The organism is Bacillus nitroreducens (assembly GCF_964021195.1).
This window is the reverse complement of record NZ_CAXHYI020000003.1, coordinates 1476126-1493475: the sequence shown is the minus strand read 5'-3', so window position 1 is coordinate 1493475 and position 17350 is coordinate 1476126. Positions and strand designations below refer to the sequence as shown.

Sequence of the window (17350 nt, the reverse complement as noted above, 5' to 3'; positions counted from 1 at the left end):
CCGATCTAACCGGCGCTCTTTCGCTTTTTGTTATCTAATTCAGAAAGTCTAATTTTAATGGCTCGTTCAATATGATGTTCAAGTTCATGAAGTTGTTCATAACTTGCATCTTGATAAATGAATCGAATCACTTTTTGAACACTTTTAGGTAGATCCTTAAACTTTGTATTCATTCGTTCACCTGGGTGTTTATCTTATTGGAATGGGTCAGGCGCCTTATCAACTTTTCCATAATGGTGTAAGATAGCTTGAACGATTCGATGTGAAGCATTCCCATCTCCATATGGATTTGAAGCTTTCGCCATCTTGTCGTATGCCTCTTTGTCATTTAATAGCTCATAGGCCATCTGATAGATTGTTTCCTCATCCGTACCTGCTAGTTTTAAGGTACCTGCTTCTATACCTTCTGGACGCTCAGTCGTATCTCTAAGAACAAGTACAGGAACACCAAGGGAAGGAGCTTCCTCTTGAACGCCACCGGAATCCGTTAAAATGATATGCGCTCTAGATGCAAAGTTATGGAAGTCCAATACTCCTAGTGGCTCGATTAGATGAATGCGTTTATCATCACCTAGTATTTCATCCGCCACTTCACGAACAGCAGGATTCATATGCATAGGATAAATAACTTGTACATCATCATGTTCTGTTACAAGGCGCTTAATTGCACGGAACATATTACGCATTGGCTCGCCAAGATTTTCGCGACGGTGAGCAGTTAACAGGATAAGACGGTCATCTCCAAGTTTATCAAGCACCTCGTTCTTATAGCTGTCAGATACCGTTGTTTTCAACGCATCAATCGCTGTGTTTCCTGTGATGTAAATCGTATCTTCTTTCTTATTTTCATTCACAAGATTTTGGTAGGATTTTTTTGTTGGTGAAAAATGGAGATCCGCGATGACACCTGTCAATTGACGATTCATCTCTTCAGGGAATGGGGAGTACTTGTCCCAAGTACGAAGACCAGCCTCAACATGTCCTACACTTGCTTGATTATATAAAGCTGCAAGGCTAGCAACAAAGGTTGTAGACGTATCACCGTGAACTAACACGATGTCAGGCTTCACCTCTTTAATTACTTCATCCAGACCCTCTAATGCTCGAGTTGTGACACCTACTAACGTTTGACGATCCTTCATGATATTCAAATCGTAGTCAGGGGTAATTTCAAATATCTCCAACACTTGATCTAGCATTTGGCGATGCTGTGCCGTAACAGTTACAATTGATTCAATTTGGTCAGGATACTTCTCGAGTTCTTTTACTAGAGGAGCCATCTTGATCGCCTCTGGTCTCGTTCCGAAAACGGTCATTACTTTTATTTTATTTACCAATATAAGCCACGCCTTTCCATAGCATACCTTTTAAGATTAGTATGTGAATTTCTTCCATACAATTATGTATTTATAAAATAAACCCTTGTCTAATTATACGCCATCAACTTATGAATTCAATGCATAAACATTTTACAATATGTTTACAAAAATATTCAAAAAAAATGATTCCTTTACACTATATGACAATGTTTTTTACAAAGAGTGGGTAAACTATTACTAAAGGAGATGGTATCTGTGAATTTATTAAAAATATTGTTCCTTATTCCTCTCATCCTCGTTTGTGCGGTTTTAGAAGCGAGCGTCAAAACTTTTGAATAAATACCAAAAAATGTGCTATCCTATGAACAAACGGAAGACCTTTTTATCCACCCCTTACTTTTTTGTAAGGGGCTACCTGTTTTTTCATCCTTTATACCTTGTAGTTCGGGGCTTTTTGTCTTTCATAGTCCACTTTCTCAAACTGTGAATATTGTCATGGGATAGTTCCAGTGTTGCCATCTTTTTGAGCCACCTCTGCCATAAAAATGACCCACTACTGACATAAAGAGTACCATTGCCTAGAAAAAGCCCTACAGGGCCAATTTTATATCTGCAGGGCCTTTCTTAATAAAACCTTAATTAAACCTTTTATTGAAATACCCCATAATTATTTTTCTTGAGCCCTTATAAATATCCTGCTCAGTCCAGATCTGGGGGAATGGTTATCTAATAGATTTGTCTTTAGTTCCTCAGGGAATCGGCACCAGTGCTTGTATCCAGTCTTATAATAATAATCCTCTATTTTCATTAGGTCATCTCTCGTTATATTAGTCATATCAAGCTTGTCCACCTAATCCATGACGCTCTCGCATGGATATTTCACCATCTATCAAAATTTGATAAGAGTCATGGACAATGCGATCTAAAATTGCGTCAGCTAGAGTACCTTCTCCAATCTTTTCATGCCACCCTCTAGGGTCAAATTGGGAACAAAATATTGTAGAACCTTGTTGGTGTCTAGCTTCTACAATCTCCAAGAGATCCCTAGCTTCACTTTCCCTTAATGGTGTAAGAAGCCATTCATCAAGGATGAGTAAATCGACTTTTTTATATTTTTTCACTACCTTGCGGTAAACACCTTCTCCTCTTGCGATAGAGAGTTCATCTAATAAATCTGGCAATCTAGTATATTGAACTTTGTAGAATTGGCGACAAGCTGCAATGCCAAATGCACAAGCTAGATATGTCTTTCCATTTCCTGAAGCCCCTTTAAGAATGATATTGTGGTGGTCCTCAATATATTGTCCAGAGGCTAGGCGAAGAATTTGTGACTTATCTAGCTTTCTATCTGGGTGATATTCGATATCTTCAATAGAAGCCTGCGTGTCACGCAATTCCGCACTTTTAATCAATCGTTCTAGTTTACTATTTTGTCTGCGGGTCCATTCCAAATCAACAAGTATTCCAAAACGGTCTTCAAAAGATAGGTCTTGATAATCAGGGTTTTTTAACTGCTCTACATACATCTCTGCCATGGCAGACATTCTCATTTCGTTTAATTTAGTTAATGTGCTTTCATTTGTCATTGTTCTTACCTCCATAATATTCGGATCCACGAGTGAATCCATAATCATTTGTCTACTTTTCCTTTTTTGGATCTTTTGTTTCTTTCGATTCAGATAGTTTATCTTGTCCAGTCTTTAATATCGTTTGTATACTTTTAAGTGTAGGTCTTGGAGTATAAGATAGAGCTCTTTCACACGCTTTTTCAACACGCTCTATAGAATGCCTATCTGACAGTTTTATTAATCCAAGACAGGATTTCAGGGCTTGTTTTTCCACTTTATAAGAAGCTAGTATACTCTTAACCGTGGCTAGTGTACTTTCACCTGCAGAGGTTGCCCAATCCAAAACATACTCTTTATTGAATTCAAGAAATTGTTTGTGTTCCTTTGGCATATGATCTGGAATAGTAATTGACTGTCCGAGTTTACCAGTGAGTTTTTTATGGGATGCAATTCGAAAATTTTTATAAAAAACCTCCACAATGGTTCTCGTTACACGAACATCTACACGACGTTGGATATAATCATAAGGAACAGAATAAGACATATTGTCTACATTTATGTGATAATCATATTGTACGGTCGCCTTTAGCCAAGTGGCCATCTCGTACGGGGAAACAGGCAACGGCATTAGCGCAAACTTTTCTTCTTCTGTAAAGGCTGTATGCCTGTTCCCCTTTTTCTTTTGAAATGGTTTTGTATTAAATTCTTGAAGCTTTTCTTTAATAGCTTCATTTAGTTCCGCCAGAGAGAAAAATTTCTGGTTTCGTAGTGAAGCAATAATCCAAGTTGATATATCTCCAACTGCCCCTTCAGCACTCGGTTTATCCTTTGGATGACGTACACGTGCTGGAATAATCGTTGTTTGATAATGTTCAGCCATCTCTTGATAGGTTGGATTAATGATAGGCTCAGATCGAGAGGCTTTGATTACCCCAGTCTTTAAATTATCAGGAACAATAATCCGAGGTACACCACCAAAAAACTGTAGGGCGTGAATATGGGCTGTAATCCAATTTTCGGTGTCCATAGATAAGAAACCCTCTACATAAGCGTACTGACTACACGATAGGGCAGAGACGAATATATAGACAGGAATATCTTCGCCAGTCAAATTATCTGTTAGACTCATAGTTTGACCAGCCCAATCCACTTCCAGCTGTTCGCCTGGCTTACGTTTAATACGCATAGTTGCTTTTGTTTTCCTAGCGTAATCATGATAGAAACGGCAAAACTGCCTATAGCTATAGGGGATTTCATCACTCGCCCTACAACTTAAACAATACTCATCCCACAGGAGAGCTAAGTTCACTCCCGGCTTAGCTAATTCCTTATGGATGTGTTCACAATCTGGTTTTCTCCTGAAATTAGATGCTTCATGCTTTTCTGGAAACAGAAGTTCTTGAAGATCGCTATCTGTCATATCCTCCTCGAATGGCCAAGAAATATTTAACTTTTGAGCCCTTTTAACTACCTCTCTAATTGTATTTCTCGAGTTGGCACAACTAGAAGCGATCCCCCTTTGACTTACTCCTTGGGCATGTAGCCTAAGGATTTCTCGGTATTTAACCACAAAAAAACCTCCTATATAATAGATTTGCACAGCATAGTGCAATTCCATTATATAGGAGGGTGGTCCTCAGTTTGGCAGAGGTGGGTCTAAAACTTGTCATTAATGGGATAAAAACATGGCAAAGGAGGGTCTACTGGGTGGCAATATTCAACTGTTATAGATGACTCTAACAAATACATATGCTGCAAAAAAAACAAGAAAACCCCATAGTCCTACTACTGCATCAATAAAGTCCATTTTTCCTCTACCCGTAATATGCTGCTGAATTTCAATCGCAAATACGATTATCACAACCATGGTGAATGTATACGTAAATGAAATAGCAGTAATGCTATACTTTGCAAGGAATCGGAATACAATCTGGACAAATTGTAACCGTCAAGTAGTATTTAACAGTTTTTAATAAATAAGTCTAAACAGGTTTCATCAATTAAGATTCAACACTTTGATATCCCCTACCTAGTCTTCAAACTAGGTAGGGACATGGCATCTCCTTTTTCTAAGATTCAATACTTTGATCCGAGAATAGTGTTTTCCTGTACTTCATCCTAATACTGTCCTGCTCATCACTAAAAGTTAATATTTCACTTCGATGGAGAAGACGGTCCAAGATCGCAGTCGTAAGCGTTGTATCGCCAAGGAATTTCCCCCATTCACCAGGTCCTTTATTGGATGTAAGGATGAACGCTGCCTTGTCATACATTTCATAAATGAACTGAAAGAATAGATGAGCGTCCTGGGGTTCATATGCCATATACATGACATCATCAATGATGATTAGGTCGGATTCGATGATGCGCTTGTATCTTGTTTTAGACTTACTGATGTACTCTCTTGATTTTAATATATAGATTAAGCGATCCATTGATATGAAAGAAACTTGGTATCCACTCTCGATAGCGTGTACACCTAGAGCTGTTGAAAGAAAAGTTTTGCCAACACCCGTTGGCCCCATCATTATCAGGGTGAAACACTCATCAACCCATGTTAGCTGCTTTAATATATTTAGTTGTTTCTCACCAACCGCACTCTGTTCTTCTAAGCGGAAGTTCTCAAATGTCAGAACTTCGGGGAACTCTGCCCACTTCATTAGTTTTTCGCTATTCTTTCTCTCCCTACAGCTTAATTCATGACTCAGAATCTCATGGATGAATTCATGATATGTCCATCCTTTAGCTTCTGCTTCTCTAAGAAATTTTGGTAACTCTTTTGCTGTCTCTGCTAAGCGTAAGGAACGACACTTGTCCTGAAGTATTTCGTATGGTTGGCTCATTTGTTCCCATCTCCTTGAAGAACACTGAAATAGATATCCTCTTTTCGTTCAGGAGCGACTAGATCCTTATATTTATCATTCAAAGATATATTGTCCTTTCTTTTCTTACGGCCTTGAATTTCTAGGGAGTGGGCGATATCCCTTAAATCATTTGCACTTATCAATCTTAGACGCCTCATTTCAAGAATTGCATCTTCAATGAAAGCAGGGTATTTCAAGATAACAGATTGCACCACTTTTAATTGATCTACTAAATGACGAGGGTAATTTTCGGTTAGCAGTTCAACTAGCCATTTCACAGATTCTTTATCATCTAACATATTTTCAATTTGCTGTATTAAAAGATCTCGTTTAGTCTGACTACGCTTCCTATGGGAAGGATCCGAGATAACCTCTCCACTTCCTTCTGCAATTTTATGCTTGGCCAAAACTTGTCCATTTTTCTGCAGGCGGATATATAAATGATTCTCATTACTTTCGACATAAGCGATATTGGTGGCACCTTTTCGAAATGTACCGCGAGGTACACTGTATCGATTACCATCGAACCGAATGACATTGTCTTTGTTAATAGTTCTTGTTATACTAGAATCGAAGATATCTTCAAAAATATAAGTACCTGAGACTTTTTGTAAGTGTTGCTTTTCCAGGGCGTACACTTCAACTGGTCTCTTTTTTGTATTATGATGAACCTTATAGTTTCCAGTACGCTTCAGCCATTTCATACTAGAATTCTGCCAATCTACTAAATTATCAAATGTACGATTTTTCGCAAAATTATTTTTTACATATTTTACGACCTGTTCAATTTTCCCTTTAGACTCAGGGTCAGATTTTCTACATAGATAGACTTTGAACTTCCTAGTCTGCTGATACTTAGTAAACTCCTCTGTCATGATAAGATCTCCTGCATTCTCGCTAACCGTCAGTAAACGATCTTGGTCGTAGACTATTTCTTCGGACATTCCACCATAAAAACGGAAAGCATTCTCGTGCATTCGGATAAGGTCAGAAGTCCGAAACGGTCGATCCAGCCACTCCACATATTTGTATCTTGAGTGCGCTAGTACGAATCCTATAAAATAAAGCCGCTTATATTTCCCATCCGTTGTAGGTAACCTTTTTTGACCAAAATCAACTTGAATTTGCAGCCCCATAGGTAGTTCTGGAACTGTACTATAATCACGTTCAGAAAGCACTTTAGGTATATGGTAGGTTTCTCGTAACTCATTCACATAATTCCTTACCGTTCCCTCGGTGACTGAATTGACATCTAGTTTTTCCTCCAGCCAGTCTAATACCTGAGCTCCTGAAAGGTCTGGATGTTCCTTGAGCCATCCCAGAATCTTCTCCCGAAAGGGATCCAACTTTTTACTTCTACTTTGTAAAGATATTGCGAATAAGAAAAATTCGTCTGGTGTCATTTTTACGTAATCAATCACCCTATTTCTAGAAATCTTTAATTTTCTGGCTATCGCACTGTTAGAAAACCCTTCGCTGCGAAGCCTATGAATTTCGTTGTATATTGTCAACTTTTCCACTTCCTTGTTCCTCACTTTCCATAGACTACTTCAAGTATATAGAAAGTGTGTTATTTCAGGTTAAACTGTTGAATCTTATTTGTTGAAATTTGTTTAACCTTATTTGTGGAAAACTGTTAATTCTAGTTTATCGTTTACAACAAATGCAAATCCTATGATTCCAATTACTCCGATTACCCAAAAGTGAAGGTCTTTATCCGTTAATTGAAGACCCAAACGTTCTGTAATTCTCAATATCAAATCATGAAAAACATTCACTATTTCTACAATGAGTTTTATAATTTCTTTCAAATTATCCTCCACCTTTCAACAAATTTAAGGAGCGCCCAAAGTCAAAGCTTCTGGACGCTCCTTCTCTAATTCTCTATTTATTTTACGGATTCGAAGGTGTGAGTGGATCCGGTGTTGGATCTTCAGGATCCTCTGGCGGCACAACTGGATCTGGAGTCGGATCAACCGGCTGCTCAGGTTGCTTTGGATCCTCTGGCTTAGGATCATTGGGCTTGGGATCCTTTGGTTTTGATGGTTCCTTCTGTTGCTCAGACTCCTTCGGTTGGGAAGGCTTTGTTGGAGCCTTTGGTTTCTCTTCCTTTTTTGGAGGAGTTGGCGTTGTTGTAACTTCACGTGTTTGATCAGTATTTGATGTAGAATTATTATCTGTTTGTGACGGCGTTTCCGTGTCTTCTGTCTCTACATCGTCTTCAAATAAATCGAGCTCTATAATCGCTTCCTTATCTTTGATCACAGGACGAACAACTAACGTATTCATTTGATTTGAATCCTCAGCGTAAAAAACATAATCAAAATCTTTACCATGATACATAACCATGTTTTGATCTTCATTTACAAGATGCGGCTGACCAAGATTAGAAGTAAGCTCTTCCACTGAAGTTGTCTTATTTAGGCGATACGAAACTTCAGAAAGGTAGCCCTCTTCGTCAAACGTATACGTTGTTGTATCTTCCTCTTTCAATGATTCTTCATCAGTTGTAAATAACACATTTACTTCTGATAAATCAACATTGTACTGTGTATCGACAGCAGGAATAAATTCCCCCTCATCTACTGACTTTTCAAACTTCTCCACAACCCCATCACTAATCCAAACTTCTTGGTTGTCTTGAATATTAAACTTTAACCAAGTTAACTCACCATTTGGATCTTCTTTTGTTTCTGTCACTAGTATTGGTTGACCAAAGTAAACCATGCTCACCTGGTTGCTGTCTGTAAGATTAGGCAAATCCCGTACATATGCTGCAGCAACATTTACATAACGGATATCAAGCTGCTCAATTATCTCAGGCTCTTCCTCAACTTTTTCGGTATTAATCTTCGCTTCTTCATTTTGAACGCTAACCTCTGGTTCTACTTTCTTTGGAGGTTCTGGTTTAGTGAAGAACTTGTCCCAACTTAGAACAGCCCCGAGCGTTAGCAAAGAAATGAATAGAAAACCGATAAGCCAAAATTTAGGCTTAAAACTTCTTCGTTTAATGGTCGGTGGTGGTAAACTACCATCATCGTCTCCATCATCTTCAACTTCTTCTGCTACACGAATTTTACTCCTTCTATCATCAAATTCCTTTTTTATTCTTTCTTGCTCTTCTTTCGATAATTTTCTAAAGCCATTCACAAACTTTTCATATTGCGGAATGACCTCTTCCGAACTACCGTAAGCTTTTATTTCTCCTGCCTCAAGCCAAAGAGCTTTTTCACAAAATTGTTTAACTTGGCTAATGGAATGACTAATAAAAAAGATTGTTTTTCCTCTTTCTTTAAACTCAATCATTTTTGCTAAACTTTTATCAGCAAAAGTTTTATCACCAACAGAAAGAGCCTCGTCAACAACAAGTATATCTGGATCAATCGTTACAGATATAGAAAAGCCTAATCGGGCTTTCATACCACTTGAGTAACTTTTTACAGGTTGGTCAATAAACTTACCAAGTTCCGCAAATTCAATTATTTCTGGCATTAACTCTTTGATTTTCTGCTTAGAAAAGCCAAGCATTAGACATTTTAGTTCTATATTATCTCGACCAGTTAACTGATTATTGAGGCCTGATGCTATTGAAATAATCGAAACATCTCCATTAATCTCAATCTCACCTGACGTTGGTGGTATAACACCAGCAATCAAATTAGACAATGTTGATTTACCTGATCCATTAATTCCAATAACTCCGATTACATCTCCTTTTTCAGCTTTAAAGCTAACATTTTGGAGAGCATAAAAATCCTGACCGAAATCTTTTGGCAGTGCTATATCCAATAATTTGTCTGATTTTTTTTGATACATTTTGTATCTTTTTGTAACTTTATGAAATATAACTGAACTACTCATATTTACTCCTTTAAAGTAACTAGGACTATATTCATATATCTTTTCTTAAATTGATTCGCATTTTTAATAATAACATACAATAGCTTCATTTATACAGCCACATAGTGAAAAACAGGTTTTTCCACTTAAGTAATGATTATTTTCTTATAAAAAATGACAAGTGAAAGCACTTGTCATTTTAAATTATTTTTAATTGTAATTATAAATAGTCAACAAACCTACTTCTAAATTTGAGATGTAGAATTGATCCGAACATTAAAATAATAAAAGTCACTAGCCAAAAATAGAGTGTATATAATATATCGTCATAAAACCATTCCAATCCTAAGAAGGTATTTCGAAACCCCTCTATTAAATAAAAAATTGGATTCAATTTAAGGATTGTTACTATTATATTCGGTAAATTACTCATATCCCATAGAATTGGTAATAGATAAAGCATCATCCTTATAATCGACTGTAGAATAAGTTGATAATCTCTAACTATTGTTGATATTGTTGAACTTAACAAAGTAAATGAATATAAAAATACTAAAGTACATATCAAATAATAAGGTAACTGTAACAAAAAAATGCCTGAATTAATTTTATAAATGAGTAAAATCACTGCTAGTATTACAAGCATGACTATAAAATTAAATGCATTACTAACGATGACGATTGTGGGTAATACACTAACAGGAAATTTCATTTTTGACACTAAATTTACTTTTGTATATACACTATTTGCACCTTGAGTGATTGAAGGGCCCATAAAGAACCATGGAATTAAGCCAGTAAGCAACCAAACAATAAAGGGAACATCACTTGTAGTCGATCCACCTCTAAGTCCAAGTCCAAAAACAAACCAAAAAATGAAAACTTGAATGGCTGGGTTAAGAAATTGCCATAAGACTCCTAAATAATGGGTTTGATATTTTCCTTTAATATCATAAATGGCTAATCGAAATATCAAATGTAAATTGAAGAATTGTTCCCTTAGAATTATAAGTATAGATTTCATTAAAGTTAGCTTCCTTTTTATAAAAAATCATTGTTTTAAGAAAAACAATCGAACGTTAGTATAATTTTATACATTTACTTCTTTCTTATTAATAAATTTATATAAATTTCCATAATTAATGCAATCAAAATCTACTGAAGGGTTCTGAATTACATTTTTAGTATCAAAGACTTGTCTATGATTCATTTTCGATAATTTGTCCCAGTCAATCTTTTTAAATTCAGAGTGGTCTGAAAGAACCACTATTAAGTCAGACGAATGAACTGCCTCTTTTATATCATCCATAACAAAATCTGCTTTTACGTGTGGATCATAAGCACGAACTTCAAATTTACCCTCCTGAAGTAATAATTCCCTAATCTCCATTGCAGGGCTTTCCCTAACATCATCTACATTCCCTTTATAAGTTAAACCAAACAATGTAATAACCTTGCCCTGTACCTTTTCCATTAATTTATTAATATTCTCCACCACATAGTATGGCATGGAAGTATTAATAGTGCGTGAAAGGTTAATAAGTTGCGCAGTTTCAGGTGCTTTTGCCACGATAAAATAAGGGTCTACCGCTAAGCAATGTCCACCGACTCCAGGTCCAGGTGTATGAAGGTTTACACGCGGATGTTTGTTAGCCATTTGTATAACATCAAGTGCATTTATATCTAGCTCATTGCAAACCTTAGCCAATTCATTAGCTAACGCAATATTTACATCCCTAAACGTATTTTCCATAAGTTTAGACATTTCCGCTGTCTTAGCATTTGTCTTAATAATTTCTCCTTTTACAAAAGTACTATAAATTAGTGCACCTGCTTCTGTACACTCAGGAGTAATCCCACCTACAATTCGGTTATTATGAATTAATTCATGCATAATTTGCCCAGGTAGAACACGTTCTGGACAATGTACAAGGAAAATGTCTTTACCAACAACAAACCCCGCCTCTTCAACGATTGGTTTAATTTCATCATCCATACTACGCGGAGCAATCGTTGATTCAACTATTAATACATTTCCCTTTTCAATAAACGGTAATGTGGATTTTACAGCACTTAACACATAATTTAGATCACAAGATTTATATTGATCATCATTATTTGGTGTAGGTACAGAAATAATAAAAGCATCGGCTTTTTCGGGTTCTAATGAAGCTTTAAAAGTCCCTTTATTAATTACCTCTTCTAACGCTTCCTGGAGACCAGGTTCTTCAATATGAATTTTTCCAGAATTTAAAGAATCGATTACTTCTTTTTTAATATCTACACCTACTACCTCTACATCATGTTTTGCAAACATGATTGAAGTAGGTAGACCTATATACCCCAAACCAATTGTACAAACTTTCATATTAACACCCTTTCCTAATTCATTATCATTATAATATAAAAATAGGGAGGAGAACATTTTTCTCACTCCCCTCTAGGATTAGTAATACAAATACATAATTAGTCACTTTTCATTCGGAGTAAAATCTAGTTAGTAACCTTGGCTGTTTCTTTGTTTAACAACTCTTCAATTAACTGTAGTACGTCATTTCTTAATTCATCATGTTGCAATGCAAACTCAATTGTAGTTTTTACGAACCCAAACTTTTCACCAACATCATAACGAGTACCCTCAAAGTTGAATGCAAAAACTCTTTGTATTTGATTTAGTTTTTGTATAGCATCAGTTAATTGTATTTCTCCTCCACTTCCAATTTTTTGATCTTCTAGTATCGGAAAAATTTCAGGTGTTAGTATATATCTTCCCATAATCGCCAGATTGGATGGTTCAGTTCCAGGCTTGGGTTTCTCTACGAACTCTTTAACTTCATAGCGTCTACCTTCTTGATTAATCGGATCAATGATTCCATAACGATGTGTTTCATTATTTGGAACTTCTTGGACACCTATAACAGAAGAAGATGTCTTTTCAAATTCATCCATTAATTGACGCAAACAAGGATTCTCATTTTGAACAATATCATCACCGAGTAACACAGCAAACGGTTCATCACCTATAAATTTTCTTGCACACCACACTGCATGTCCGAGACCTTTAGGCTCTTTTTGTCTAATATAATGAATGTCAACTTCCGTTGGCTCTTGTACTTTAGCCAATAAATCAAACTTCTTTTTACTCAATAAATTTTGTTCTAATTCAAAATTGAAATCAAAATGATCTTCAATTGAACGTTTACCTTTCCCTGTTACAATTATTATATCTTCAATCCCTGATTCTATAGCTTCCTCAATTATATATTGAATAGTTGGTTTATCTACAATCGGCAACATTTCTTTAGGCATAGCTTTGGTAGCTGGTAAAAAACGCGTTCCTAAACCTGCTGCTGGAATTACAGCTTTTCTAATTTTTTTCATTTCTAATACCTCTTCTAGTTAATTAAAATTTAAAATTACCCTCTACGTTATTTATCTTGTGTAACTCTTTTTAATGTATCCTTGAATTTTTCGTAATAGTTCTTTTCATAATGAAAAGGAGCTAAACCCCATTTATGTTCTCTAGAAGCTATTATTGGTCCGTTTTCACTAATATCTATGACCTTGATACCAGGAATCCTTTTAAGTACGTAATCATAATATAGTGATAGTAAATTATTATGTTTTTCCACTTCTTCCTGGTTAAAGTACTTATTTAATGTCCCATCAAACATTTTAATTTCACCATTTACATCTCTAAAGTCTTTTGCGTAATAGGCCTTATGAAGTACTATTTTATTTCTGGGAATGACTTTCAATAATTTTTCTAAAAAGGAATCACAAGATTCCTTCCACATCTCAATTGTTTCTTGTTTTACTCGATAAAGTTGTCTTTGGTAATTAATTTTGTCCAGAATCCCCGAATTTAACAAATAATCACTTCTTGTAACTATTTGATTAGGAGATATTTCAAAGCAGTCATATCTTTCATCAATAAAATCTATTATAAAGATATCTTGCTCTCCTGTAAGACGATTAAAAAAACCTTTTTCGAAATCATTTTGTAAAACGCGTTTAAAAAAATTTCTGTGTTCTGGTTTTCCATAACCCTCACTAATATAAATTGGATTCGATTCTATACTTATTAGAGAAGATTTAGAAGTATAGAATGATACCTCATATTCACTCTCAATTCCTTCATTAAAAGAATTATCAAAAACATCCCTAGTAACACAACTTCCTAATATACCAATACTTTTCTTCATGTTTTCCCCCCTTATTTAAAAAAGGTTAAATTTAAAATTAATCCCTCTTTATTTACTTAAAGATAAAATTGCTTCAAAAGTCCTTTTACAATTATTTTGATCTCTTAAATTAAATATTTCATTAGCCTTGTCTAATTGACTTTTCTCTAGAGAAAAGTTTAATTTAATACTTTTCATAAGTTCAGATATAACATCCTCTTGAGTAGCAACCACTTTCCCCATGTCTGAGTATTTAATATATTCTGAAGGTCTATAATGAAACTTATCTGGATCAAATTGATACAATATTACTGGTTTATTCATATATAAAAAATCAGCTGCCACCGATGAATAATCCGTAATTAATAAACTATTTTCCTTTAATAACTCTTGAACAGATACATCCTTCTTTGTTAAAACATTAATGTTTTCATGTTCAAAATTGAAACAATCAATTAGCCGCTGCATTTCACTGTGAATATAAAAGTTAACTTTAATTCCTTCACTAGTTATCAGATCTAAAAATTGTTTGTCATTAATAAGATTGTTATATCTCTGGAAATAATCAGAATAAACGAATTGCTGTTTAGATTGATTTCTTAAAAATTGTCTCCAGGTTGGCATGATTAAAATTTCTTTTTTTACATTATTGTTATATAAATTGTCAAATCTACTTAACCCTAAATTTTTTACTTGTTCGGGTTTATAGCCTAATTTCTCAATTACATATTTTCTTTCGTAATCCGAACTAGTTATAAACAAATCATAAGGGTTTTTCTCAATAAATGTCCATTCACTAACATCATGTATATAAACACCATGTTGAAGAAATACTTCTTTTGCATCAATATATTTTTCAAATTTCTTTTTAAATAACTGGACTGGTTTTGGATAAGAAAATGATAGAAAATGATAAGCTGAAATATATACCTCAGCATGAAGCATAAACAATTTATGTTTAAAACTGGAGTGATAAATTATATTTTTGAATTTCTCTATATTTTTTAATTGTTCAGCATCTCTTTCAATAATATAATATATTGGCACTTCTGGGTGGTTAGTTCTGCAGTATTTAAAGAAATGATATCCATTATCTTCTGCCTGATCACTTCTTTCACCAATTAACCAGATTCCCTTATTCTTATAGAAAGGTCTAGAAATGAAATAACAGAAAAGCACAAGTAAATCAATTAAGTTATTCTTTAATACATTATAAAAATTGAAGATATATCTCAATGGTGCAGTTAACATCCAAGATTTAGATTTTTTCACCTCGGATAACCTTTTATCTCTTCCTTCTATAGCTTGCATTCTCTCTTCATAGTATTGTTTTGAAATTTTCAAACCTAAAAAGTGTACAAGTTGTTTAAACTTACCATCCACTACAAAAGAAATTATCAGCAAGTTTAGCTTATTAAAGCTATTTTTATTATATTTTATAGTTCTTTTCATTAATTCAGTTGATGCAATTAGGACCTTTTCCTTCATTTCTTTTGAGAGTTTATTGAAATCATAATCTAATCTAAATAAAAAGTTACGGGTAATAATAAAGTTTGCAAACTTATATTTATTTAATTTTCCCTTGTTATTACAAAAGTCATAAATTAATTCATCGAATAGAATTAGTTCCTTTGAATGCTCGATAGAATGCTTATGAGAAAAAGAACGATCACTATCTGTGTTTCTCACCCTATACTTATATACAAGCTTTGGTATATACGTAAATGACTCTGCTAATAACATTGCTTCTTTTAGGAACAATTCGCTAGAGTACATTGGTACTGTCTCATTGAATTTTAAGTTATTATTTATAATAAATTCTCTTTTAAATACACCAGGTAGCTTGTGGAAAAACACTGCCAAAAATTCAGGATGCGAATTTACATTTACTTTTTTTACCTGTTCTTTAAGAATAGGTTGCTTAAAATCCCAAGGAATAATGTTATTTTTTGTTGTGAATTTCTCTAGTGCACCTAACACAAAGTCCAAACTATCATTCATTATTTCTTTGGTTAAAAAACTTAACGAGTCCTTAGTTAAGTAGTCGTCACCATCTAAGAATACAAGATGTTTTCCATCTGCATTATCTAAACCAATATTTTTTAATCTTGCTGGGTTTCCAGAATGAACGTCTAGTTTAATTATTTTTATGTTCGGATTCTTTTTTGCGAATTCTTCAGCTATTGCTAGTGTGTCATCGGTTGAATTATCATCGACAATTAAAATTTGAATATCTTTAATTCCATTGGTTTGACTTATAATGGAATTAATAGACTTTTTTATATATTTTTCACTATTATATGTTGTTAATACCAGTGAAGTCTGAAATTCTTTACTCATATACTGTCCCTTCTCTTATAATCGGTAATATTATTATTTTTTGGAAATTAAAAATAATATACCTACCTAATAATAGGAATGAATTTATTTCCTTTTTTCAATTTACCTCTTACCTTAGCTCTAATTCTTCTAAATGGCTTTGTTATCTTCCAATACCTTGATTTAAATATTTTATTTAACTCTTTTGATGCTAGTTGGAGTTCATAACCTCTTTTAAAAGCATTATTTCTTTCTACTTTATATTTTATATATAGTAATAAGTTCTCTATATTTTCGTCTTTATAAAAATAGATTAGCCCTTGGTCAAAATCTGATAATTCATCCAATAAGGAATCATCGAATCGTTTTATACAAGGTAACGCAAGTTTCAAAGTTTGCTGTTGTTCTTCTTTTTGTAAAGCTAAAAAATCATCATTTAGTCTATATATTATAGATTTTACAGATTGAAGATTAGAGTATCTATATAAATGCTTTTGCTTTTGATTCTCAAATACTTGGTATAGGTAATCATCTGTTTTTACAAAATTATCTATTGCTTCCATAGGCTCTAATTGCGTTAAAGAGTTTTCATCCTCATCTTCCCTCATTCTATAGAAGTATACATTATCTGGAATATAACTGAATCGGTCTGCTTTCAACATTAATTGATTACTTATAATAAAATCTTCTCCAAGTTTAATTTCAGGATCAAATGTAAAATTATTTCCCTTAAAAAATGAAGTTTTTATTAGTTTATTTACTAAGTATCCAAGTACAGAGAGAAATTCTGGTTTATCTTGTATATTAATATTAGGATGATTTCTTTGGAGTAAAGGCGTATTTAATTGTGGTTGTTTCCAGACTTTATTTGCATTGAATCTGGTAATACTCCCCATAACAAAATCTGATTTATTTTGTTTTGCGCTATTATATAAAATTTCATATGCATTAGTTGGTAAGTAATCGTCTGGATCTAAGAATATTAGGTACTCACCTTCCGCTTTTTCAACTCCTATATTTTTTGGAGTTGAAGGTGAACCAGTATTCTCTTTGAGGTTTATTGCTATAAAAGAAGGATATTTTCTACTATACTGGTTCATGATTTTTTCACTATTATCTGTTGAAGCATCATTAACCATTATTATTTGCAGATTTTCCAAACCAATTGTTTGATTTACAAGTGAATCAAGACATTGCTCAAGGTATTTTTCCATATTATAAACAGGCATAATCACACTAATTTTTGGTTGTAACAC

General features: G+C 34.1%; 14 protein-coding genes. All 14 read right to left on the bottom strand.

Translation table 11 applies throughout. The features are described 5' to 3' along the window. Positions 1-5: 5 nt before the first annotated feature. Positions 6-173, bottom strand: a complete 168-nt coding sequence (locus tag ACWPVE_RS11035) for a hypothetical protein (protein WP_453993288.1) — start codon at positions 171-173, stop codon at positions 6-8. A 21-nt stretch (positions 174-194) separates the two neighbouring features. Continuing rightward, positions 195-1316, bottom strand: coding sequence for a non-hydrolyzing UDP-N-acetylglucosamine 2-epimerase (gene wecB / locus ACWPVE_RS11030; protein WP_453997470.1), 1122 nt, complete (start codon positions 1314-1316; stop codon positions 195-197). Between the two features lie 839 nt (positions 1317-2155). Continuing rightward, the gene (gene istB, locus ACWPVE_RS11025) at positions 2156-2905 is read right to left on the bottom strand and encodes an IS21-like element helper ATPase IstB (RefSeq protein ID WP_341330072.1); all 750 of its coding nucleotides are present in this window, start codon (positions 2903-2905) and stop codon (positions 2156-2158) included. 52 nt (positions 2906-2957) lie between these two features. Continuing rightward, a complete protein-coding gene (gene istA, locus ACWPVE_RS11020; RefSeq protein ID WP_453993285.1) occupies positions 2958-4457 on the bottom strand; it encodes an IS21 family transposase in 1500 nt (499 codons plus the stop codon). A gap of 499 nt (positions 4458-4956) precedes the next feature. Then, positions 4957-5730 (bottom strand): IS21-like element helper ATPase IstB, encoded by a 774-nt coding sequence (istB, locus tag ACWPVE_RS11015; RefSeq protein WP_453993283.1) that lies wholly within the window; start codon positions 5728-5730, stop codon positions 4957-4959. Continuing rightward, positions 5727-7271 carry an IS21 family transposase gene (gene istA / locus ACWPVE_RS11010; protein ID WP_453993281.1) on the bottom strand — a complete coding sequence of 515 codons (1545 nt, stop codon included), beginning with the start codon at positions 7269-7271 and terminating at the stop codon, positions 5727-5729. Before istA (ACWPVE_RS11010) ends, istB (ACWPVE_RS11015) begins: the two co-directional genes overlap by 4 nt. A gap of 99 nt (positions 7272-7370) precedes the next feature. Then, positions 7371-7562, bottom strand: a complete 192-nt coding sequence (locus ACWPVE_RS11005) for a hypothetical protein (RefSeq protein ID WP_453993279.1) — start codon at positions 7560-7562, stop codon at positions 7371-7373. Between the two features lie 82 nt (positions 7563-7644). Beyond that, positions 7645-9612: a teichoic acids export ABC transporter ATP-binding subunit TagH gene (gene tagH / locus ACWPVE_RS11000; protein ID WP_453993277.1), complete on the bottom strand. Its 1968-nt coding sequence runs from the start codon at positions 9610-9612 to the stop codon at positions 7645-7647. 199 nt (positions 9613-9811) lie between these two features. Further along, a complete protein-coding gene (locus ACWPVE_RS10995) occupies positions 9812-10615 on the bottom strand; it encodes an ABC transporter permease (RefSeq protein WP_453993275.1) in 804 nt (267 codons plus the stop codon). Positions 10616-10681: 66 nt separating this feature from the next. Further along, positions 10682-11959: a nucleotide sugar dehydrogenase gene (locus tag ACWPVE_RS10990; RefSeq protein ID WP_453993273.1), complete on the bottom strand. Its 1278-nt coding sequence runs from the start codon at positions 11957-11959 to the stop codon at positions 10682-10684. Positions 11960-12084: 125 nt separating this feature from the next. Beyond that, positions 12085-12972, bottom strand: a complete 888-nt coding sequence (gene galU, locus ACWPVE_RS10985; RefSeq protein ID WP_453993271.1) for a UTP--glucose-1-phosphate uridylyltransferase GalU — start codon at positions 12970-12972, stop codon at positions 12085-12087. A gap of 47 nt (positions 12973-13019) precedes the next feature. Further along, positions 13020-13796, bottom strand: coding sequence for a DUF6270 domain-containing protein (locus ACWPVE_RS10980; protein ID WP_453993270.1), 777 nt, complete (start codon positions 13794-13796; stop codon positions 13020-13022). Positions 13797-13844: 48 nt separating this feature from the next. Then, positions 13845-16115: a bifunctional glycosyltransferase/CDP-glycerol:glycerophosphate glycerophosphotransferase gene (locus ACWPVE_RS10975; RefSeq protein WP_453993268.1), complete on the bottom strand. Its 2271-nt coding sequence runs from the start codon at positions 16113-16115 to the stop codon at positions 13845-13847. A 62-nt stretch (positions 16116-16177) separates the two neighbouring features. After that, complete coding sequence (locus tag ACWPVE_RS10970; protein WP_453993266.1) at positions 16178-17350, bottom strand: glycosyltransferase family 2 protein; 1173 nt, start codon at positions 17348-17350, stop codon at positions 16178-16180.

Coding starts and splice junctions, on each gene's coding strand:
- istB (WP_341330072.1), bottom strand. CDS start 2,905: ATGACAAATGAAAGCACATTAACTAAATTAAACGAAATGAGAATGTCT.
- ACWPVE_RS10990 (WP_453993273.1), bottom strand. CDS start 11,959: ATGAAAGTTTGTACAATTGGTTTGGGGTATATAGGTCTACCTACTTCA.
- wecB (WP_453997470.1), bottom strand. CDS start 1,316: ATGACCGTTTTCGGAACGAGACCAGAGGCGATCAAGATGGCTCCTCTA.
- ACWPVE_RS10975 (WP_453993268.1), bottom strand. CDS start 16,115: ATGAGTAAAGAATTTCAGACTTCACTGGTATTAACAACATATAATAGT.
- ACWPVE_RS10980 (WP_453993270.1), bottom strand. CDS start 13,796: ATGAAGAAAAGTATTGGTATATTAGGAAGTTGTGTTACTAGGGATGTT.
- istB (WP_453993283.1), bottom strand. CDS start 5,730: ATGAGCCAACCATACGAAATACTTCAGGACAAGTGTCGTTCCTTACGC.
- ACWPVE_RS11035 (WP_453993288.1), bottom strand. CDS start 173: ATGAATACAAAGTTTAAGGATCTACCTAAAAGTGTTCAAAAAGTGATT.
- ACWPVE_RS10995 (WP_453993275.1), bottom strand. CDS start 10,615: ATGAAATCTATACTTATAATTCTAAGGGAACAATTCTTCAATTTACAT.
- tagH (WP_453993277.1), bottom strand. CDS start 9,612: ATGAGTAGTTCAGTTATATTTCATAAAGTTACAAAAAGATACAAAATG.
- galU (WP_453993271.1), bottom strand. CDS start 12,972: ATGAAAAAAATTAGAAAAGCTGTAATTCCAGCAGCAGGTTTAGGAACG.